General features: G+C 57.4%; 20 protein-coding genes. 13 read left to right on the top strand and 7 right to left on the bottom strand.

Annotated elements, in window-relative coordinates; all coding sequences use genetic code 11:
- Positions 1-51: 51 nt before the first annotated feature.
- A complete protein-coding gene (locus C1N84_RS02685; RefSeq protein WP_394541715.1) occupies positions 52-2409 on the top strand; it encodes an Ig-like domain-containing protein in 2358 nt (785 codons plus the stop codon).
- Positions 2410-2521: 112 nt separating this feature from the next.
- On the opposite strand, the gene exbD is transcribed toward C1N84_RS02685, so the two are convergent.
- Positions 2522-2944, bottom strand: a complete 423-nt coding sequence (gene exbD / locus C1N84_RS02680) for a TonB system transport protein ExbD (RefSeq protein WP_021509588.1) — start codon at positions 2942-2944, stop codon at positions 2522-2524.
- Between the two features lie 5 nt (positions 2945-2949).
- Positions 2950-3678, bottom strand: coding sequence for a tol-pal system-associated acyl-CoA thioesterase (exbB, locus tag C1N84_RS02675; RefSeq protein WP_031280126.1), 729 nt, complete (start codon positions 3676-3678; stop codon positions 2950-2952).
- A gap of 466 nt (positions 3679-4144) precedes the next feature.
- On the opposite strand from exbB, the gene metC reads away from it, so the two are divergent.
- Entirely contained in the window at positions 4145-5335 is a 1191-nt protein-coding gene (gene metC, locus C1N84_RS02670; RefSeq protein WP_264441959.1) for a cystathionine beta-lyase, read from the top strand.
- 105 nt (positions 5336-5440) lie between these two features.
- Positions 5441-6100: a DedA family protein gene (locus C1N84_RS02665; RefSeq protein ID WP_021509591.1), complete on the top strand. Its 660-nt coding sequence runs from the start codon at positions 5441-5443 to the stop codon at positions 6098-6100.
- A 21-nt stretch (positions 6101-6121) separates the two neighbouring features.
- Here the strand turns inward: C1N84_RS02665 and C1N84_RS02660 are convergent, their stop codons facing one another.
- Entirely contained in the window at positions 6122-7039 is a 918-nt protein-coding gene (locus C1N84_RS02660; protein ID WP_021509592.1) for an AraC family transcriptional regulator, read from the bottom strand.
- A 205-nt stretch (positions 7040-7244) separates the two neighbouring features.
- Between C1N84_RS02660 and dkgA the strand changes: the two genes are divergently transcribed.
- A complete protein-coding gene (dkgA, locus tag C1N84_RS02655) occupies positions 7245-8072 on the top strand; it encodes a 2,5-didehydrogluconate reductase DkgA (protein ID WP_021509593.1) in 828 nt (275 codons plus the stop codon).
- Between the two features lie 321 nt (positions 8073-8393).
- A complete protein-coding gene (locus C1N84_RS02650; RefSeq protein ID WP_238561055.1) occupies positions 8394-9548 on the top strand; it encodes an IS481 family transposase in 1155 nt (384 codons plus the stop codon).
- Between the two features lie 90 nt (positions 9549-9638).
- On the opposite strand, the gene ftsP is transcribed toward C1N84_RS02650, so the two are convergent.
- The 3 genes from ftsP to parC all read right to left on the bottom strand — a co-directional run bounded on the left by ftsP (position 9639) and on the right by parC (position 14381).
- A complete protein-coding gene (gene ftsP, locus C1N84_RS02645; RefSeq protein WP_262257094.1) occupies positions 9639-11066 on the bottom strand; it encodes a cell division protein FtsP in 1428 nt (475 codons plus the stop codon).
- 265 nt (positions 11067-11331) lie between these two features.
- The gene (locus C1N84_RS02640; RefSeq protein ID WP_021509595.1) at positions 11332-12069 is read right to left on the bottom strand and encodes a 1-acylglycerol-3-phosphate O-acyltransferase; all 738 of its coding nucleotides are present in this window, start codon (positions 12067-12069) and stop codon (positions 11332-11334) included.
- A 38-nt stretch (positions 12070-12107) separates the two neighbouring features.
- Positions 12108-14381: a DNA topoisomerase IV subunit A gene (gene parC / locus C1N84_RS02635; protein WP_021509596.1), complete on the bottom strand. Its 2274-nt coding sequence runs from the start codon at positions 14379-14381 to the stop codon at positions 12108-12110.
- 408 nt (positions 14382-14789) lie between these two features.
- Here parC and C1N84_RS02630 point away from each other — a divergent pair, with 408 nt between their 5' ends.
- From C1N84_RS02630 to C1N84_RS02605, 6 genes are all read left to right on the top strand, one after another.
- On the top strand, positions 14790-16349 hold the full coding sequence (locus C1N84_RS02630; protein ID WP_264441958.1) for a BglG family transcription antiterminator: 1560 nt from the start codon (positions 14790-14792) through the stop codon (positions 16347-16349).
- A 17-nt stretch (positions 16350-16366) separates the two neighbouring features.
- Complete coding sequence (locus C1N84_RS02625) at positions 16367-16837, top strand: PTS sugar transporter subunit IIA (protein WP_058771379.1); 471 nt, start codon at positions 16367-16369, stop codon at positions 16835-16837.
- A 23-nt stretch (positions 16838-16860) separates the two neighbouring features.
- A complete protein-coding gene (locus C1N84_RS02620) occupies positions 16861-17175 on the top strand; it encodes a PTS fructose transporter subunit IIB (RefSeq protein WP_021313325.1) in 315 nt (104 codons plus the stop codon).
- Between the two features lie 11 nt (positions 17176-17186).
- On the top strand, positions 17187-18278 hold the full coding sequence (locus tag C1N84_RS02615; protein WP_058759786.1) for a PTS fructose transporter subunit IIC: 1092 nt from the start codon (positions 17187-17189) through the stop codon (positions 18276-18278).
- Positions 18279-18287: 9 nt separating this feature from the next.
- On the top strand, positions 18288-19139 hold the full coding sequence (locus C1N84_RS02610) for a class II fructose-bisphosphate aldolase (RefSeq protein ID WP_058771376.1): 852 nt from the start codon (positions 18288-18290) through the stop codon (positions 19137-19139).
- A gap of 108 nt (positions 19140-19247) precedes the next feature.
- Complete coding sequence (locus C1N84_RS02605) at positions 19248-20111, top strand: ketose-bisphosphate aldolase (protein WP_264441957.1); 864 nt, start codon at positions 19248-19250, stop codon at positions 20109-20111.
- 169 nt (positions 20112-20280) lie between these two features.
- On the opposite strand, the gene C1N84_RS02600 is transcribed toward C1N84_RS02605, so the two are convergent.
- Positions 20281-21045, bottom strand: coding sequence for a transporter substrate-binding domain-containing protein (locus C1N84_RS02600; protein ID WP_394541714.1), 765 nt, complete (start codon positions 21043-21045; stop codon positions 20281-20283).
- A 162-nt stretch (positions 21046-21207) separates the two neighbouring features.
- Here C1N84_RS02600 and C1N84_RS02595 point away from each other — a divergent pair, with 162 nt between their 5' ends.
- Positions 21208-21789 carry an NAD(P)H-dependent oxidoreductase gene (locus C1N84_RS02595; RefSeq protein WP_394541713.1) on the top strand — a complete coding sequence of 194 codons (582 nt, stop codon included), beginning with the start codon at positions 21208-21210 and terminating at the stop codon, positions 21787-21789.
- A 36-nt stretch (positions 21790-21825) separates the two neighbouring features.
- Complete coding sequence (locus tag C1N84_RS02590; RefSeq protein WP_021509602.1) at positions 21826-22134, top strand: putative quinol monooxygenase; 309 nt, start codon at positions 21826-21828, stop codon at positions 22132-22134.
- The last annotated feature ends 2 nt before the right edge of the window (positions 22135-22136 follow it).

Genomic DNA, 22136 nt, shown 5'->3' with positions numbered 1-22136 from the left:
GCGGCCCTCGCTGCGGTGGACCCGACGTAAAAAAACACAGGAATAATCTCCATGGAACTGTTCAATTATGAAGAGGTGAAATACCTCGAGCGCGACACCAACACCCCCACGTTTTTTGGCTATGCAAATTCAGAAATCGGTAAGGGCGGCACCATGCTGATTACCGTCGGCAAAGAGACCTTTACGGTAGATATCGACCCTGCCAACGGCTACTGGAGCTGGACACCTGCAACGCCGCTGGAGGATGGTTACTACAACATGTCTTTCCAGTCGGTTGATAAGGCCGGCAACGTCAGTACGCCCAGTCTGCGTACGCTGATTGTTGATACCACGCCGCCAGCAGCGCCGACGCTGCTGAACATGTACGACGATCAGGGTGACATCACCGGCAGCTTCGATTCTGGCAAGATGACCGACGACCGCCGCCCCACCCTGACCGGTATCGCGGAAAAAGGCGTGATTGTTTATCTGAAAGAAGGCAATACGGTTATCGGCAGCGCGAAGGCGGATGAAAATACCGGGATGTGGAAGATCGAGCCGGAGGTTGACCTTACCGACGGCCAGCATGATTTGACGCTGGTGGCGAATGAAACCTTTGCCGGTAAGGTGCGCGAGGGTGAGGTTTCGGATGCTTTTAGTATCATCATCGGAAAAGATGGCTCAACCCCGCCCGATCCCGGCGCCATTCTGGAAATCACTCACGCAATAGATAATGTCGGCAATGCAACTGGCGAATTGAAAAGTGGCGGACTGACTGATGACACCACACCAGAGCTTTGCGGTAACGCACCAGCAGGTAGCACGGTGAGAATCCAGTATCGAAATGATAATGGCGAATGGATCGATGCAGGCAACGCAGTGATGGACGGTAGCCGCTGGAGCTGGACACCGAATCCGGCGCTGAGTGCAGGTACCTGGGAGTTCCGAGCCAATGATAGTAGCGGCTGGACTGACGAGTTCATACTTAATATTGATCTATCGGCATCAACTCGCACTGAGATTACTCATGCTTACGATGATTTTGGTCCGTCTACCGGTATGCTCGGTTCTGGTGCGATTACAGACGATACTACTCCTACTTTATACGGCCGTGCCGAAGCTAATAATATTGTCTATATACACTACCGCAACCTAACCGGCATGTGGGACTTATTGGGTAGCGTAATAACTAAAGCAGATGGAACATGGACTTATGAAAGTAAAAATTTGACAGAAGGCCTTTATGAATTCCAGTCAGGGACTTCCGCCACATATACTCCCTCTGGTAAAACCTTCGAATTGCAGATTATAACATCTGGCACAATAGTGCCGAAAATTATATCTGTTTGGGATGATGAGGGAACATCAACAGGCATAATCCGTAATGGCGGGGAAACCGATGACCGAACTCCCACTCTTTCTGGCGTTGCGGAAGCAAACAGTACTGTGGTTATCAAATATACAGACGGTAAGGACACATTTACAGTTTCTGTCTTCTCAAACGACAAAGGCGACTGGAATTATACCCCTCCACCGCTTAAATTCGGCTCGTGGGCGTTTACGGTCTCGACGATAGATAGCGATAAAACCAGCGATAGCTATGTTATAAATATACAGCAATACAATTACGTTAATAGCGGTTGTAATTTTGAGGGTTTACCATCATCTTTAGGAAGCCACATACCTAAACCTTATCCTAGTGTAGGGGTTGGCAGTCAATTTAACTTATACAGCAAATATAATTTCAAAAGTGATTTTGCTATGAAGCCTTTAGCCGGAGTTGTACAACTATCAAACCACTATTATTATGTCGGCAATCAAGCTTACACGGGCAATAATCTTATAATGAGAGAAAACTCTAAAGCAGAGTTCACTGTCCCACCATCGAAAATTTTAGAATTTAACGTTATAGGTGGAAATAAAGGCTATTACATAATAAATTTTTATGACAAAGATAATAACATCATACATTCAGAAAAAGTTTCCGTACCAGAAGGGGTATTGCACCATAAGTTCTCTATCGATGAAGGGTTATTTACTAAGTTTGATATTGAGGTGCGTGACTTAGGAGGATTGTATTTAGATAATTTTATATGGCAAAAAGCCGTTCCGATTGTTAATACAACGATTAATCAGATTGATGAACAACATGACGATGCCATCAATAGTTTATTACAAATTGATCCAGATGAAATCCTTGAGCAAGGACAACAGGATCAGTTTATCGATGATGGTAAGACGCAGTTAATGATTGATAATCATGCCTGCGAAACAGTGCAGCTTAGCGACATCCTGCCGGAAGGCGAAGCGGTCAGCGGCTGGACGCAGCAAACCGGCACCGTGACCATCGCTGGCAACCAGTACCATGTGTTCAGCCACGGCGACGCGGAACTGCTGGTGCAGGACGGCGTAACGGTGAATCTGGTTTAACCGCGGTTCGCCACCGCATAATGACATGGCGGCCTGCTCTGGCCGCCATAATAAAAAAGGTCGTCATGAATGACGACCCTACAGATATGGTGCTGGTATTACGCCGGTGAAACTATTTCTTCACCGTCTCCATGCCCATTAAACCAATCTTCAGATAACCCGCTTCACGCAGCTGATCCATCACCGACATCAGCGTTTCATAATCGACTGATTTGTCCGCCTGGAAGAAGATGGTGGTCTCTTTGTTGCCTTCGGTTTGCGCGGTGAGCGCATTCACCAGCGTCTCTTTGGTCACCGCATCGTTACCGATGTAAATCTGTTTATCCGCTTTGATCGACAGATAAACCGGCTTCTCCGGACGCGGCTGTGGCGCGCTGGTGGAAGCAGGCAGATTGACGCGCACATCCACCGTGGCGAGCGGCGCGGCGACCATGAAGATGATCAGCAGCACCAGCATGACGTCGATAAACGGCGTTACGTTGATTTCGTGCATTTCGCCATCGCCGACCGCATCATCGTTTAAACGCATCGCCATAATACTTACCCTACGCGCAGTTTCTGGGCCGCCGCCGGACGGTTAACTTCTTTTGCGGTATCGACGTTGCCGAGGTCCAGATCGCGGCTCTGCAGCAGCAGTACCTGCGCCGCCACGTCGCCGAGCGACGCTTTGTAGCTGGCGATCATGCGGGCGAAGACGTTATAGATCACCACAGCCGGGATTGCCGCTACCAGGCCAATCGCCGTCGCCAGCAGCGCTTCCGCGATGCCCGGTGCCACCACCGCGAGGTTGGTGGTCTGGGTTTTCGCGATACCAATAAAGCTGTTCATGATACCCCACACGGTGCCGAACAGACCGATAAACGGCGCGACGGAACCGATGGTGGCGAGGAAACCATTACCGCGACCGGCGTGGCGGCTGAAGCCCGCGACGCGACGCTCAAGGCGGAAGCTGGTGCGCTCTTTGATGCCGTCAAGGTCTTCGCTGCCGGCGGAGAGTTCCAGTTCGTTACGCGTGTCGGCAAGCAGCACGGCACTGTGGCTGTTGGCTTTGAAGTTTTCGGCAGCGCGATACGCGTCATTCAGTGAGCGCGCTTCGCCCAGCGCCAGCTGTTCGCGCTTCAGGCGACGTTTTGCCCCGCTCAGCTCCGCGTATTTGCCAAAGAAAATCGCCCAGGTAACGACCGAGGCCAGCAACAGGCCGATCATCACAATTTTTACCACGATATCGGCATGCTGATACATGCCCCAAACGGAGAGGTCCGTTTGCATCAAGTCACTGGCTACCACGCTGCGTCTCCGACTTCTGTTGCACCGTTCACGATTGAAGCGCGGATCATAGCAAAAAAACCGACCGAAGTGATAGTGGTTCTCATTACTATTTACAAAGCTGTAACCCGCTGAATTGATACGGCGCAATGTTTAGCGCGATGAATCGCGCCGCTACGGTTTGGTGCGGTCTGTGGGATGGAGCAGCAGGCACGGTTGCGCGATGAATCGCGCCGCTACGGTTTGGTGCGGTTTGCGGAATTGAGCAACTGGCGCGGACGAACATCCCGCACGGGTCGTAGCGGCGCAATTTATTGCGCTTTGCTTTTCCGCCGCGTAATAAAAGCCACAACCAGCCTCTTTCCGCGATTGTGCTGGCGTCACTCTGATATTCGGCAAACGGGCTCAACCCCGCGCCGCGATTCGTGGTAAGTTGAATGCTTTGTGAGACGTGTCAGGAAAGGCAGTGATGGCAACGAAAAAAATTGATACCCGGCTTGTCACCGCGGGACGCAGCAAACGTTACACTCAGGGCTCGGTTAACAGCGTCATTCAGCGCGCATCCTCACTGGTTTTTGACTCCGTCGCGGACAAACAACGCGCCACCGCCGGACGCGCCAGCGGTGAACTGTTTTATGGCCGGCGCGGCACCCTCACCCATTTTTCCTTCCAGGATGCGATGACCGAACTGGAAGGCGGCGCCGGCTGCGTGCTCTATCCGTGCGGTGCGGCCGCGGTCGCCAATGCCATCCTCGCGTTTGTCACCAGCGGCGATCACATTCTGGTCAGCGGCGCGGTGTACGAACCCACCCAGGATTTCTGCACCAAAATTCTCGCGAAGCTTAACGTCGCCACCACCTGGTTCGAGCACTGCATCGGCAGTGAAATCGGCGAACTGGTGCAGCCGAACACCCGCGTGGTGTTCCTCGAATCACCGGCTTCCATCACCATGGAAGTGCAGGATATCCCAGCGATTGTCGCGGCGGTGCGCGCCAAAGCGCCAGACGCGGTGATCATGATTGATAATACCTGGGCGGCGGGCGTGCTGTTTAACGCGCTGGAGCATGGCATCGACATTTCGATCCAGGCCGGCACCAAATACATCATCGGCCACAGTGATGCGATGATCGGCACTGCGGTGGCCAACGAACGTTGCTGGGCGCAGCTGCGCGAAAACTCCTACCTGATGGGCCAGATGGTGGATGCAGACACCGCGTACATGGCCAGCCGCGGCCTGCGCACGCTGGCTACGCGTCTGCGTCAGCACGAAGAGAGCGGCCTGCGCGTGGCCGAGTGGCTGGCGGCGCAGCCGGAAGTGGCGCGCGTCAACCATCCGGCGCTGGCGCAGTGCAAAGGCCACGAGTTCTGGCGGCGCGACTTCAGCGGCAGCAGCGGGCTGTTCTCATTCATCCTGCATGAAAAACTCACCCCGGCGCAGCTGGCAAATTATCTCGATCGCTTCCACCATTTCAGTATGGCCTACTCGTGGGGCGGCTTTGAATCGCTGATTCTGGCGAACCAGCCGGAAGAGCTGGCGGCAATTCGTCCGGCGGGCGGCGTGGATTTTGACGGCACGCTGGTGCGTCTGCATATCGGTCTCGAGCACGTTGACGATCTGCTGGATGACCTGAAAGCCGGTTTTGCCCGCCTGAAAGCGTAAAAAGATAAACCAAACTTAAACCATCCGGTGCGGCGTAGCGGAGATCAACGATTACGCCGTCCCGGACGGTTAAAATACAAGCCTTGTGACTCGATGGGATAGCTGATGGGTGTTTTACATGAGATTGTCCAGGCGCTGTGGCATCAGGATTTTGCCGCGCTGGCCAATCCGGATGTAGTGTGGATTGTCTACGGCGTGATGTTTCTGACGCTGTTCCTGGAAAACGGTTTGCTGCCTGCCTCGTTCCTGCCCGGCGACAGCCTGCTGCTGCTGGCAGGCGCGATGATCGCCAAAGGCGTGATGGATTTTGTGCCGACCATGGTGATTCTGACCACCGCTGCCAGCCTCGGCTGCTGGCTGAGCTATCTGCAGGGGCGCTGGCTTGGTAATACTAAAATCGTCAAAAGCTGGCTGATGCATTTGCCAGCGCAGTACCATCAGCGCGCCTGGCACCTGTTCAACCGCCACGGCCTGATGGCACTGCTGGTTGGCCGCTTTCTGGCCTTTGTGCGTACGCTGCTGCCGACCATGGCGGGCATTTCGGGTTTGCAGAACGGGCGTTTTCAGTTCTTCAACTGGCTGAGTGGCGCACTGTGGGTCGGGATTGTAGTGGCGATGGGCTACGGCATCAGCCAGGTGCCGTTTATCAAGCGCCACGAAGATCAGGTGATGGCGATCCTGATGGTGCTGCCTATTGTGCTGCTGTTTCTCGGCCTCGGCGGCAGCATTGTGGTGATCTGGAAAAAGCGTCGCCAGAAAGCCTGACCTCTGTAAAGCGCCGCCGCTTCAGGCGGCGTCAAACGGCAGCAGCGCCCCGGTCTGGCGCGCGCGGCTCGCCTCTTCTCCCGGCGTCACGCCAAAGTACCGTTTAAACTCCCGCGAAAACTGTGACGGGCTTTCATAGCCAACGCGCACGGCGGCGGCGCTGGCCTTCAGCCCATCCTGCAGCATCATTAATCGCGCCTGATGCAGCCGGTAACGCTTGAGATACTGCAGCGGTGAGGTCTGGGTCACCGCCTTAAAGTTATGGTGAAACGCCGAGACGCTCATGTTGACCTCCGCCGCCAGCATTTCCACGCTCAGGCTTTCAGCAAAGTGGTTCTCGATGCGGCGCAGCGCCCGGGCCACCTGGCTGAACTGCGTCTGGCGATTGACCAGCGACAGCAGCGCGCCGCCAATCGGCCCGGTCAGTACGTAATAGATGATTTCACGCACCAGCTGCGGGCCGAGCACGCGGGCATCACGCGGTTTATCCATCACATCCAGCAGCCGTTCCGCGGCGCACAGCATCTCCTCGCTCAGGAACGCAGAGTGAATGCCGGAGGTTTGCGGCTGCGGCTGAAACTGCTCGTCATCGCCGATGCTTAACAGCAGATCCTGCAAACTGGCCGGATCCACGGTGAGACTCATGCCGGCCAGCGGCTGCTGCGGCGTGGCGTCAGTTTCGCACTCGACCGGCAGCGTGACCGTGAGCATCAGGTATTTGGTGGCGTCGTAGCGAAACACCGTGCTGCCGAGGTAGCCGGTTTTGTGTCCCTGAAACAGGATCACGATGCCCGCCGGATACAACATCGGCGTACGCGGCAGCGGTTCCTCTGCATAGATCAACCGCACGTTTTCCACCGCACACAGCGGCTTTTGTGGCTCGCGCATCAGCGTGATCACGCGCTGCGCCAGCTGGCGGCAAAGGGCATCGTTCGGCATGGCACTCTCTCGGGCAGCAAAAAACGCAGTGTGCCGCATTGCTGCATAAAGCTCCAGATGGCTGGAGAATCAGGCAAGATTTTTGCAGGATTGCACCGGGCGAAAGTGCCGTTCGGTTGCCACAATGATCCTCAGGTCAGGTTTGTTGACTAGACTTAAGCACATCGTTTTTACGGTAAGTCACTGCAACCGATAAGGAGTCACTATGGCAGAGCAACCCCGGATTAAACTGCACGACGGCAACATGATGCCGCAACTCGGCCTTGGCGTCTGGCAGGCCAGCATTGATGAAGCGCGCAATGCCGTGCTGGAAGCGCTGAAGGTCGGCTATCGCTCCATCGATACCGCCGCCGCGTATAAAAATGAAGAGGCGATTGGCCAGGCGCTGCAGGAAACCGACGTGGCGCGCGATGAGATCTTTATCACCACCAAACTGTGGAATGATGACCAGCAGAACGTTGAGCAGGCGATGGAGACCAGCCTGAAGAAGCTGCAGCTGGAGCAGGTGGACCTGTATCTGATGCACTGGCCGTGCCCGCAGAAAGACCACTACGTCGATGCGTGGAAGAAAATGGTGGAACTGCAGCAGCAGGGCCTGGCGAAAAGCATCGGCGTGTGTAACTTCCATGAAGCGCATCTCAAGCGGCTGATTGATGAAACCGGCGTGTCGCCGGTGGTGAATCAGATCGAACTGCATCCGATGCTGCAGCAACGCACGCTGCATGCGTGGAATGCGTTGCATCAGATTCAGACCGAGTCGTGGAGCCCACTGGCGCAGGGCGGTGAAGGCGTGTTTGATCAGGAGATCATTCGCGAGCTGGCGAAGAAGTACAGTAAGACGCCGGCACAGATTGTAATTCGCTGGCATCTGGACAGCGGCCTGGTGGTGATTCCGAAGTCGGTGACGCCGGCACGCATTCAGGAGAACTTCCAGGTGTTTGATTTCCGGCTGGATAAGTCAGAAGTGAGCGAGATCGCGAAGCTGGATAAAGGCAAGCGACTGGGACCGGATCCGGAAGAGTTTAATGGGTGACGTGGGTTAAGGATGCGATGGGTGAAGGGTGCGGTTTGCCCCCTCACCCCGGCCCTCTCCCGCACGCGGGAGAGGGAAATGTCCGCGCGAGTCTGAAGCGGTGTGCCAGTGGGTAACACTGTGCAACCAGGCACCCTCACCCCGGCCCTCTCCCGCACGCGGGAGAGGGAGATGTCCGCGCAAATCTGAAACGGTGTGCCAGTGTGTAATATTGCACAAAACGGTTCCCTCTCCCGCTGGCGGGTGTACAGTCCGGGGACATCGTGAACACTTGTTCGGGGACATGGTAGACACTTACAACTAAGGCATAAGAACCCGTTTATGGAGTCGCTTATGCCCTGGGATGCGAGAGATACCATGTCATTACGTACTGAGTTTGTTCTGTTCGCCTCGCAAGACGGGGCGAACATCCGCGAGCTGTGCCGCCGCTACGGCATATCTCCCGCCACCGGCTACAAGTGGCTTCGCCGCTGGGAGGAGGAAGGACCGTCCGGCCTTCAGGACCGCTCCCGCGCGCCCCGTCACTCACCCAGCCGCTCATCTGACGACATCACTGACCTTCTGCGTATGGCGCACGAGCTTCATCAGCACTGGGGGGCCCGCAAGATTAAGCGCTGGCTCGAAGACCGCGGGCACGGCATGCCGGCCTTCAGCACCGTCCACAACCTGATGGCCCGCCACGGCCTGCTGCCGGGCGCAGCGCCGGGCGTCCCGGCCACCGGCCGGTTTGAGCATGCGGCCCCGAACCGGCTCTGGCAGATGGATTTTAAGGGCCACTTTCCCTTTGGCGGCGGCCGCTGCCACCCGCTTACCCTGCTGGACGACCACTCCCGGTTCTCGCTGTGCCTGGTGCACTGCGCTGACGAACGGCGTGAGACGGTACAGGAGCAGCTGGTCAGCGTCTTTGAGCGCTACGGCCTGCCGGACCGGATGACGATGGACAACGGCTCGCCGTGGGGCGACACCACCGGCACCTGGACGGCAGTGGAGCTGTGGCTGATGCGCCACGGCATCCGGGTGGGGCACTCGCGGCCGTATCATCCGCAGACGCAGGGGAAGCTGGAGCGCTTTCACCGCAGCCTGAAGGCGGAAGTGCTGCAGGGGAAGTGGTTCGCGGACAGCGGTGAGCTGCAGCGCGCCTTCGACCACTGGCGGACGGTCTACAATCTCGAGCGCCCGCATGAGGCGCTGGAGATGGCGGTGCCGGCGTCGCGCTATCAGCCCTCATCGCGGCAGTACAGCGTCCGCGTAGCGCCACCGGAATACGACGAGGGCGTGATGGTCAGGAAGGTGGATATCAGCGGGAAGCTGAGCGTAAAAGGACTCAGCCTGAAGGCGGGAAAGGCGTTCAGGGGAGAGCGTGTCGGGCTGAAGGAGACGGGGGAAGACGGTTATTACGAGGTGTGGTGGTACAGCACAAAAGTGGGGGTGATCGACCTGAAGAAAAAGTCGATCACCATGGGTAAAGGATGTTAAAAAGTGTTCACTATGTCCCCGAACACCTGTCTGCCATGTCCCCGGACTGTACAGCGGGAGAGGGTTAGGGTGAGGGAAAAGAAACGCACCTCACCCGACCGGATTCACCACCATCTGCCCTGCCGTGCCACGATCGGCGAGTTCCAGCGTCTGGCTGTAATAGACAAACGGGAAATGCTCTGACGAACTCTGCGGGAAACTCACCAGCAGTTCGACATCGCCATCCACCCACACCGTATCTTTCCAGCCGCGATCTTCTCCCATCGACTGCGCGCCGTTGACGCTCTTAATCAGGAACATCACGCCCTGAATATGCAGCGACTGCGGACGGTCGGCGTGAATGATCCAGCGCTCAAAGGTGCCCTGCTGCACCGTCGTATCGATGCGGTTCATGTCCCACAGCACACCGTTAATGCCCGGCGTGCCGTCGCCGAGGCGGAATTCGCGCGTGCGCACCGCCACGCCATCGAGAATCTGATCCGCCAGCAGGCGCATCGGCAGGTTGTCGGTCACCAGCGGCAGCAGGCCGGTCGGGCGCAGCGTCAGTACCAGCGTATTGGTCAGAATCGATGACGGCTCAAACAGCCCGCGCAGACGATCCATAATGCCTGCCGCCGTGCCTGCGGTGATCGACACTTCATCGCCCTGCGACATGTCCACCAGCACTTCGCGACGTTCACCCGGCGCGAGCGACAGCGTCTGCACCGCTACCGGCGCGGGCAGGAAGCCCTGATCGCTGGCAATCACCGTAAACGGCCGGTTGTCGCTAAAGCTGAGATCGAAACGGCGCGCATTGGCCGCATTAAGCAGGCGCAAACGCACCCAGCCGCGCGACACTTCGACATACGGATTTTGCACGCCGTTAACCAGCAGCGTATCGCCGAGGAACCCGCCGTCCGACGGTGGGTTATAAACCGGCGTGGCAAAGTTATCGAGGCGCTTGTCCTGAATAATCAGCGGGAAATCATCGACGCCGTAATGCTTCGGCAGCGGCAGCGCTTTGCTGACGTCATCTTCGATCAGCCACATGCCCGCCAGGCCGTTGTAGACGTGCGGCGCCATGCGATTCGGCGTGTTGGCGTGATACCACAGCGTGGCCGCGCCCTGACGAATCGGCAGCACCGGCGCCCAGTCTACGCCGGCGGACATCATGCGCGGCGCACCGCCCATCAGCGCGCCCGGCACCTGCAAACCGCTGACGGTCATCGCCACCGGTTCATTGAGGCGGTTGCTGTAGATCAGTTTGACATCATCGCCGCTGTAAACGCGCACCGTCGGGCCGAGATACAGGCCATTAATGCCCCATACCGGCACTTTGTTGCTGTTGCCGTTGAAGGACCAGTGGCTGCGCTGCAGCGTGAGGAACAGCGGCTGACCGCGGCGTGATTCGATCAGCGGCGGCACCGGCAAAGGCACATCGCCCAATGGCGCGGCGGCGCGGGCGGCGTAAGGCATAACGCTGGAAGCCAGCGCCATACCGGCAGAAAGCTGAATAAACTGACGTCTGCTGCAAGACATAAAACTTCAGACCTTTTGAGCGTGGCGTGAAGACGCCGTGTCCATGTTGTTATTTTTAATCGTGTTGTGAAGCGCCCGACAGGCGCGGCTGTGTGTCCGGGTTAGGTCAATGCGCATCCGGGACCCGGTGCGCATGAATGCGCACCCTACAAACGGCGAGACCTGCTGCATATCAATGCGCACCCTACAAATGGCGGGATCCGCAGCACATCAATGCACCCGACAGATCGAGCCATAGCGCTGCGGGTGAGCCATTTTTTGCCGGCTAGATTTTACCGTTTTTTTCGCGTTCGGCGACTTCAGCGTTCAACTCTTCCAGCTTAGCAGACATTAATTCACGGCAGTGGGTCGCCAGTTTACGTACCGACGTGGTTTCAAACTGCGTGGTATCCACTGGCGGCAGCATTTCCACGATCACTAAGCCATTGTTCCAGCGATTCAGTTTGATTTTGCCGTGGGTGTTAGAGACCACCACCGGGATGATCGGCACGCCCGCCGCCACCGCCGCATGGAACGCGCCGGTCTTGAACGGCAGCAGACCGCGTCCGCGGCTGCGCGTCCCTTCCGGGAACATCCAGAAGGAAATTTTCTTCTTTTTAAACTGCGCCACCAGCTCGCCGATGGTGCCGTGCGCTTTGGCGCGGTTATCGCGGTCAATCAGCAGGTTACCGGTCAGCCAGTAGAGCTGGCCGAAGAACGGGATCCACAGCAGGCTTTTCTTGCCCACCGTGACCGTGGTCGGCTGCACGATATTGGCAGCGGTGATCATGTCGTAGTTGTTCTGATGGTTAGCGATGTAAATCGCGTTACCGTAGCTTTCGGCATCCGCCGGTTTACGCAGTTCGACTTTGACGCCAAACACCGTCGACAGACGACCAAACATGTGACCAAAGGTCGCCACGTGGCGCGGATTACGCGGTGAAAACAGACACCAGATGCTGCCAAATATACAAACCAGAATCGAATAAATCACAACGATCAACGTGCGTAAAATTAGTAACATAGCTTCCTCAAATGTGGCAGTCCTTCGCCTTTTCAGTCTTACTCTTCGCTATTCGCGTCACTTTTTGGCCGCGCTGGCGCATTCACTTCCACGCTATCGATCCGCTGCAGTCCGCGCGATACGCTACCGCGACGGCCGCGCTCAGCACGCACTTTCTGCAGATCTTCATCACGCATGATCAGCTTACGCTTGCCGACGTAGATAGTGATGGAACTGCCCGGCGGCAGAATCAGCAGCCACTGCAGCTTGTCCACGCCTGCGGCGGCGTCTGCGGACGGAATCGAGATAATCTTGTTGCCCTTGCCTTTCGACATCTGCGGCAGATCGGCCACCGGGAACATCAGCATCCGCCCCGCCTGGGTGATGGCCAGCAGCATGTCGTCGCCAGAGTGCACCGCCAGCGGCGTCATCACTTTGGCGTTTTCCGGCAGCGTCAGCAGCGCTTTACCAGCGCGGTTGCGCGACACCAGATCGGCAAAGGTACAGATGAAACCGTAGCCGGCATCGGAGGCCATCAGCAGCTTCTGATCGTCCGCTTCCATCAGCACCTGCTCAATCACCGCACCCGGCGGTGGCGTCAGCTTGCCGGTGAGCGGCTCGCCCTGCCCGCGTGCCGACGGCAGCGAGGTCGGATCCAGCGTATAGCTGCGGCCGGTGGAGTCGATAAACGCCACCGGCTGGTTGCTCTTGCCGCGCGCGGCGGCACGGTAGCTGTCGCCGGCTTTGTAGCTTAATCCTGCCGGATCGATATCGTGACCTTTGGCGCTGCGCACCCAGCCCATCTGCGACAGCACAATGGTGACCGGCTCAGCGCTCACCAGCTCGTTCTCGCTCAGCGCTTTCGCTTCTTCACGTTCGTGCAGCGGTGAACGGCGATCGTCGCCGTAGGTCTGGCTATCCGCCAGCAGTTCTTTCTTCAGCAGGTTACTCATTTTGCGATCAGAGGCGAGGATCGCCTGCAGCTGATCGCGCTCTTTTTCCAGCTCGGCCTGTTCACCGCGAATCTTCATCTCTTCCAGTTTGGCGAGATGGCGCAGTTTCAGTTCCAGAATCGCTTCGGCCTGGGTTTCGCTGATGTCAAAGCGCGACATCAGCACTGGCTTCGGCTCATCCTCGCTGCGGATGATGTGAATCACCTCATCAATATTGAGGAACGCTACCAGCAAACCTTCGAGGATATGCAGACGACGCAGCACGCGTTCCAGACGATGATTGAGACGGCGCGTCACGGTATCGCGGCGGTACACCAGCCATTCCGAGAGGATCTCCAGCAGGTTTTTCACCGCCGGACGGTTATCCAGCCCGATCATGTTGAGGTTAACGCGGTAGCTCTTCTCCAGATCGGTGGTGGCAAACAGGTGGTTCATCACCTGATCGAGATCCACCCGGTTGGAGCGCGGCACAATCACCAGCCGCGTCGGGTTTTCGTGATCCGATTCATCGCGCAGATCCTCCACCATCGGCAGCTTTTTATTGCGCATCTGGCTGGCGATCTGCTCCAGCACGCGCGCACCCGACACCTGATGCGGCAGCGCGGTGATCACCACCTCGCCGTCTTCTTTTTTCCACACCGCACGCTGGCGGATTGAACCACGGCCGTTCTGGTAGATCTTGCGGATCTCGTCGCGCGGCGTGATGATCTCGGCTTCGGTCGGGAAGTCCGGCCCCTGCACGATCTCCAGCAGCTCATCCAGCGTGGTGTTGGGCTTGTCGATCAGGCGCACTGCGGCTTCGGCCACTTCGCGCAGGTTGTGCGGCGGAATGTCGGTCGCCATACCCACGGCGATGCCGGTGGTGCCGTTGAGCAGGATGTTCGGCAGGCGCGCCGGCAGCATTTTCGGCTCCTGCAGCGTGCCGTCGAAGTTCGGGATGTAATCCACCGTGCCCTGCCCCAGTTCGCTGAGCAGCACTTCGGCATATTTCGACAGGCGCGATTCGGTGTAACGCATCGCCGCAAAGGATTTCGGATCGTCCGGCGCACCCCAGTTGCCCTGACCATCCACCAGCGGATAACGGTAGGAGAACGGCTGCGCCATCAGCACCATCGCTTCGTAGCAGGCGCTGTCGCCGTGCGGATGGTATTTACCCAGCACGTCACCCACGGTACGCGCTGATTTCTTGAATTTTGCGCTGGCGTTAAGCCCCAGCTCGGACATGGCATAAACAATGCGGCGCTGCACCGGCTTGAGACCGTCACCGATGTACGGCAGCGCACGGTCCATAATCACGTACATGGAGTAGTTCAGGTACGCGTTTTCAGTAAACTTGTGCAGGGCAAGACGCTCTGCGCCATCCTGTGTCATTTCACTCATTAAGCTGGCATCCTCACTTCGTGGCCCGCAACGGCGGGTCATCCGGCGGTCATTTGGCGAGGATAGTACCTTATTCGCGGGATTTAGTCACAGGGAAGCCGTTGAGGAGAGAAAGAATCTCCCGACTTTAAATAACGTGACACCGGTTGAAAAAATAAAAAGGATTGAGAGCATCATCACACTTATTTAGCGCGTTATTGTGTGAGCAAACTCGCATTTAATTTCCTGTCATCTCGGTGTATTAATACTGTCCGCCTGACGGGACAACATTTAGTATTGTTGCAGCCGCCATCCTTTCCTAAATTCATACTCCATAAGACACACCTTTTTCGCGACGGCTTGCTGGCAATGAAATAAATGCCACAAGGAAAAATCCCATTAGGTTTTACCAAAATAAAGGGTGACCGAATGCAAATACTAACTTCGCGACAACACCGGTTAGTGAAATTGCTGTTGCAACAGGCGGCGCCGCAGCCGATTGGTCAGCTGGCGTTACAGCTCGGTGTCTCCGGAAAGACCATTCAGCGCGACCTGCAGTGGCTGGAGAGCTGGCTCAGCAACTGGGCGCTGACGCTGGAGAAAACCCCTGGCCGCGGTGTGCGGCTGAGGGTTGAGGATATGCAGCAGCGTTTGCAGCTGGAGCAACAGCTGAACGGCGACGAGGCCGGCGACGCGCTCAGTCATAACAGCCGGCGGATAAAAATCGCCTCCCAGCTACTGAGCGATGCGCCGCGTGCCACATCAATCAGCAAGCTGTCCGAGCGCTACTTTATCAGCCACGCCTCGATTGTGAACGACCTGAAAGTGATAGAAGAGTGGCTGCAGCCGCTGGGATTAACGCTGCAGCGCGGCCCGGGCGGTACGCATATAGAGGGCCATGAGCAGGCGCTGCGTCAGGCGATGGTGTCGCTGATCAATGATGTGATGCAGCAACAGGTCGCCGGTACGCCACTGCTGCCGCGGCTCGATCCCGGCAGCCAGCAGGCGCTGGTGCACTATTTTGGCGAAGAGGATGTGGCTTTTGTGCAGACGCTGCTGCAACAGATGGAGCAGCAGCTGAGTTATCCGCTGGGCGATGCCTGGTATCTCAATCTGTGCACGCACATCCTGATCATGATGCACCGCATGGCGCAGGGCAACGCGCTGGCGCTGAACATTCTCACCACCGCGCACGATCTGGATCAGTCGATTCTCACCATTGCCCGGCAGATGGTGGCGCGCATTGAGCAACGCATCGGCTGTGCATTGCCGGCCGATGAAGTCGGTTTTATTTATCAATATATCGTCTCCTCCGGCATTGTGGTGGAAGAGCGTGGCGATCAGGTGACGCTGCATAATCAATTTTCCACTGCCGAGTCGGTTAAAATAACCTGCGAATTAATTGATCGTTTCTCGGCGTTTATTCAGCAGGATTTATCTCAGGACCGTTTATTATTTGACGGTTTACTGGTGCATATAAAGCCATTATTAAACCGGCTTAAATATCACATTCATATTCGCAATCCGCTGCTGGATGATATTAAACAGGAAATGAAAGAGATATTTTCTCTGACCCAGCAGGCAATGCAGCTGACCGCGCGCACCTTCGCCCTGTCGCCGGTGGCTGAGGATGAAATTGGTTATCTGTGCGTCCATTTCCAGGCGGCACTGGAGCGGCAGATCGCCCACAAACGCATCCTGGTGGTGTGCTCCAGCGGCGTGGGTACCTCGCACCTGCTCAAGAGCCGCATATTACGCGCTTTTCCGGACTGGGAAATTGCCGGCGTGGTGTCAGCCAGCAATCAGGCGGCGTTTTGTCAGCACCACGCGGTGGATTTGGTGATCACCACCATCCACCTCGACGCCGGTGCCATTCCGGCCGTGTATGTCAGCGCTTTTTTTAATGATGACGATATCCGGCGGGTCACTGACGCCATGATTGGCAGCCAGCTGCCCAACGGCACGCCCTGCGCGTTGGCCGCACACTGATTGAATGAGGAGCAACCATGGACATTTCCCGCATTCTGACGCCGCGCCGCGTTAACCTGGCGCTCAGCGCCACCAGTAAAGAAGAGGCGATCAACGAACTCACCGATCTGCTGGTGAGCGACGGCGCCATCAGCGATCGCGCCGCGTTTATTGCCGATGTCTGGCTGCGTGAAGCAGAAGGCTCGACCGGCTTCGAAAACCATATCGCGATTCCGCACGGCAAATCGTCGGCGGTCAGACAAACCACGCTCGCCATCGGCCGCACCCAGCAGGATATTCCGTGGGAAACGCTGGATGGCAGCCAGGTGCGCTGCATCATCCTGTTCGCCGTGCGGCTGGAAGATCAGAACACCACCCATATTCGCCTGTTGTCGCAGGTGGCCAGCGCGCTGGCCGATGATGAGGTGATAGCCCGACTGCTGGCGGAGAATGACCCCGGCAATATCATCCGGCTGTTTAGTCAGTACGCCGAAACCGACCTCTGTTAACACCCAACACCTTGAGGTGCCACATGAATATCGTCTGTGTAGCGGCCTGCACCGCAGGCATCGCGCATACCTACATTGCGCGCGAAAAACTGATTAAGGGGGCTCACGCGCTGGGCCACACCATCCACGTCGAAACCCAGGGCACCATCGGCACTGAAACGCCGCTGACGCGTGAGCAGATCGACGCCGCTGACGTGGTGATCCTCGCGGTTGACGTCAAGATCAACGGCGAAGAGCGCTTTCAGGGCAAACCCATCGTGCGAGTGAAAACCGAAGTGGTGATCAAGTCACCGGTGAAATTCCTCGAAAAAGTGGCGGATTCACTGGCGCGCGCCTGAGGAGATCGATCATGAGCGATCACAAACGTCAGTACGGCCAGGAGATCAAAGGCCACCTGCTTACCGGCATCTCATGGATGATCCCGCTGATCGTCGCCGCCGGCATCTGCATTGCGCTCGGCCAGGTGATTGGCGGGCCGGACGTCGGCAAGCAGACCGGCAGCATTGCGTGGATGCTGAACCAGATCGGCGGCTGGGGCATGGGGCTGATTGTGCCGCTGATCAGCGCCGCCATCGCCTACTCAATTGCCGATCGTCCCGGCTTTGCGCCTGGCCTGATCGTCGGCTTTATCTGTGGCCAGATCGGCACCGGCTTTATCGGCGGCATTCTGGGCGGTTTCCTCGTCGGCTATACCGTGCTGCTGCTGCGCCGGGTGATCAGGCTGCCGCAGTCGATGCAGGGGCTGATGCCGATCATGGTGCTGCCGCTGCTCAGCACCATTATCGCCGGGCTGCTGATGATGACCTTTATCGGCCAGCCGATCGTCTGGCTGCAAAAGACGCTGATTCATCTGCTGGAGTCCATGCAGGGCGGCTCAAAGTTCGTGATGGGCGCCATCCTCGGCGCGATGGCCACCTTCGACTTTGGCGGGCCGATCAATAAGACCATGTCGCTGTTCGCCGACGGCATGCTGGTCGACGGCATTTACGGTCCGGAAGCGGTGAAGTTTGTCGGCTCCATCATTCCGCCGTTCGGCATCACTCTCTCGTATCTGCTGACGCGCCACAAATACACCAAAGCAGAGAAAGAGGCGCTGAAAGCCGCCTTCCCGATGGGCATCTGCATGATTACCGAAGGCGTGATTCCGATTGCGGCACGCGACCTGCTGCGCGTGGTAGCCAGCTGCGTGGTGGCCTCAGCGCTGGCCGGCGGACTGATTATGGTGTGGGGCGTGGAAGCGCCGGTGCCGCACGGTGGCATGTTTGTGGTGCCGCTGTTCACCAAACCGTGGCTGTTCTGCCTGGCGCTCGGCATCGGCACCGTGGTGTGCGGCGTGATGCTGTCGGTGATGAAAAAACCGGTCACGCAGCAGGATGAAGAGTTCGATGACGTGGAAGCGCCCGGCGTCCGCGATGAAGAGATCAAATTCACTCTGGAATAAGGAGCCCGCATGTTTGCCATGATGAATGACCTGATTCAGGCCGCCTTCCAGCACAAGTACGCGGTGCTGGCGATCAACTGCTTCAACCTCGAAACCGCCCGCGCGGCGATTCAGGCGGCGGAACAGCAGCGCGCGCCGCTGATTCTCAACGTGTATCAGGGACACAGCGCGCATTTTCCGCCGGCGGTGGCGGCGCCGCTGGTACAGGCGCTGGCGGCTCAGGCTGCGGTGCCGGTGGCTCTGGCGCTCGACCACGGCAAAGCTTTTCCGCTGATTGGTCAGGCGTTTCGTGCCGGCTTTACCGGGCTGATGATTGACGCATCGGCCGAGCCGCTGGCGGACAATATTCGTCAGACCGCAGCGGTAGTGAAGATGGCGCATACCGCTGGCGTGTGCGTTGAAGGCGAGCTGGGGCATATCGCCGATGCGCCCACATATGAACTGGCCGATGCCGCCGTGAAGATGACGCGGGTGGAAGACGTGCTGCCGTTTATTGAGCAGACCGGCATCGACCTGCTGGCGATTTCGGTCGGTACCGCGCACGGGCTTTATCCGCCGGGCGTAAAGCCGAAGATCGACTTCGAGCGACTGCAGCAGCTGCACGCGGTGACGACGCGGCCGCTGGCACTGCACGGCGGCTCGGGCACTTCGGCGGAGGATATACGCCGCGTCAGCGCCTGTGGCGTCGCCAAGATCAACGTCGGCGCTGCGGTGTTCGATGCCGGTAAGCACGCGGTGCAGCAGGCGCTGCGCCAGCACCCGCAGGCTGAGCTGGCTGATGTGCTGGCGCTGATGGAATCCGCCTGTCGCGAAGTGGTTATTGAATATCTGAGCTGGTCAGGGTCGGCAAACCGCTACTGACGGCGCGCCGCCCCGATCGCGGCGCAATTTCCAACTGTTTCTTCTTATCCCTCATCGGGCCGGCGCGTGCGCCGGCTCTGGTAAAACTCACGCTAAGGAAACATAAACATGTTGATTTCAATGAAAGAGATGCTGGCCCCGACCCGTGAACATCGCTTCGCCATCGGCGCATTTAACGTCGCTGACAGCTGCTTTATCCGGGCCGTGGTGGAAGAAGCCGAAGCCACCAACACGCCCGCCATTATTTCTATCCATCCGAGCGAACTGGAATTTGTCACTGATGAATTTTTTGGCTACGTGCGCGAACGCACTCTGAAAAGCCGCGTGCCGTTTACCATTCACCTCGATCACGGCGCTTCAATTGCGCAGGTGCTGCGCGCTATTCAGTGCGGGTTTACCTCGGTAATGATTGACGGCTCGCTGCTGCCGTACGAAGAGAACGTGGCGCTGACCAAAGAGGTGGTGAAGCTGGCGCACGCGGTGGGCGTGTCGGTGGAAGGCGAGCTCGGCACCATCGGCGATACCGGCACCACGGTGGAAGGCGGCGTGAGCAAGGTGATCTACACCGAACCGGCGCAGGCGGAAGATTTTGTGCAGCGCACCGGCGTCGATACGCTGGCGGTGGCGATTGGCACCGCGCACGGTATCTATCCCAAAGATATGAAACCCGAGCTGCAGATGCACATTCTGAAGGATATCTCCCAGCGCGTAGACATTCCGCTGGTGCTGCACGGCGGTTCGGCCAATCCGGACGCGGAGATCGCCGAGGCGGTGACGCTAGGCGTAGGCAAGATCAATATCTCCAGCGACATGAAGTTTGCCTATTTCGCCCGACTGCGCGAGATCCTCGCGCGGGAGAGCTGGTGGGATCCGAATGTGATTTATCCGGACGCCATCGCCGCCGCGAAAGCGGTGCTTCGCTACAAGATGAATCTGTTTGGCGGGCTGGGTAAAGCCGGGTTGTATCGTTGATTTCAAAATAATAAATAGGGCCGCTACGCAAGTACAGGATGTCAGTTGCACATGCCGTAGCGGCTTTATTTATCGCGCGTATTCACCCGCCGCACTGCTGCTGATTGCGCAATAAATTGCGCCGCTACGGGACGGTAACGCCTGTCGTAATACCCTTTATCGCTAACGATTACTTCACTACGCCCAGCCACTGTCTGGCGATCTGCGCATATTCGCCGGTGGAAGTGCTGAGGTGCAGCCACTGATCGACATACAGCTTCCAGCTCATATCATCACGCGGGATCATGTAAGCCTTCTCGCCATACTGCATCGGCTGCTGCGGATTGATGGCACACAGCGACGGATAGTGCTGCTGCTGGAACAGCGCTTCGGAAGCATCGGTGATCATCACGTCGGCTTTGTTATCCACCAGCTGCTGGAAAATCCCGGTGTTTTCCGCCAGCTGCAGGCTGGCCTGCGGCAGATGGCTGTGCACAAACGCTTCGTTGGTGCCACCGGCCGGCTCGATTACCCGCACCTGCGGCTGGTTGATCTGCTCAACCGTCTGGTACTTCGCTTTATCCGCGCAGCGCACCAGCGGAATCTTGCCATCGACGCCCAGCGGCTGGGCGAACCAGGCGATCTGCTGACGTTTAAGCGTCACGGAGACACCGCCCAGCGCGATATCACACTGTTTCGCTAAGAAATCCTCGCTCAGGGTTTTCCACGTGGTCGGCACCCACTCTACTTTTGCGCCGAGGCTGGCGGCCAGCGACTGCGCCATGCTGATATCCAGCCCTTCATACTGGCCGTCGCTGCGCAGAAAGGTGTAAGGCTTGTAATCGCCGGTGGTGCAGACCTTCAGGGTTTTGCTCTGACGAACGTCATCAAGGTGGGATTGCGCCTGAGCCGCGCCGGCCATCAGAAGTAAAGCACTCAGTATCACAGTTTTCATGGTGTGTTCTTTTTAAGTGGATGTTGGTTTGCGTGTGGATTGTTGCATAAGTGACGGCATTATTGCTTTGAGAGCAAAAGTCTTGTGATCAATCACGCATTTTTTTGCCCCGCGCGCGCGCGTAGAGTGGGCGGCATCTACGAGAAACGGAGCGAATTATCCATGAGCAAGATTTTGATTATCGACGGCGGCAAGACCTTTGCCCATTCCAAAGGCGAGCTGAACCATACCCTGACCGAAGTGGCGGCCAGCCAGCTGCGCGATCTGGGCCATGAGGTTCAGGTGACCGTTGCTGATAGCGACTACAACGTGGCGGACGAAGTGCAGAAATACCTCGACAGCAACGTGGTGATTTATCAGATGCCGGGCTGGTGGATGGGCGAGCCGTGGACGGTGAAAAAGTACATCGATGAGGTGTTTACTCTGGGCCACGGCGCGCTGTACGCCAGCGATGGCCGTTCGCGCAGCGATGCCAGCAAAAAATACGGTTCCGGCGGCCTGATTCAGGGCAAAAAATATATGCTGTCGCTGACCTGGAACGCCCCGCTGGAAGCCTTTACCGACCCCGACCAGTTTTTTGAAGGCGTCGGCGTGGACGGCCTGTACCTGCACTTCCATAAAGCCAATCAGTTCCTCGGTATGGAAAGTCTGCCGACCTTTATCTGTAACGACGTGATTAAACAGCCGGACGTGCCGCGCGATATCGCACGTTATCGGACTCATCTCAGCCAGATCTTTGCTTAACTATAAGCACACCGGGAAAAAACAGAAGGAAGCGTTATGTTAACTGTGGTTGCAGAAATTTGCGTTAAGCCGGGCCGCCGTCAGCAGGTACTGGAGGCGATTAATAAACTGATCCCTGTCGTGCTGGAAGAAGAGGGTTGCCATCAGTACGATGCGCTGGTCGATCACCAGGCGCAGGTGCCGTGGAAGCAGAACTCGCCAGACTCGATCTTTATGCTTGAGCAGTGGGAATCGCTGCGCCATCTGGAGCAGCATCAGCAGATGCCGCACATGGATGCGCACCGCGCCACCATCAAAGATGACGTGGTGGACGTGAAAATTCTGGTGCTGGAACCGACCGCCTGATT

Source organism: Pantoea sp. SGAir0418 (assembly GCF_043529865.1).
This window is presented reverse-complemented; position numbering and strand designations above follow the sequence as displayed.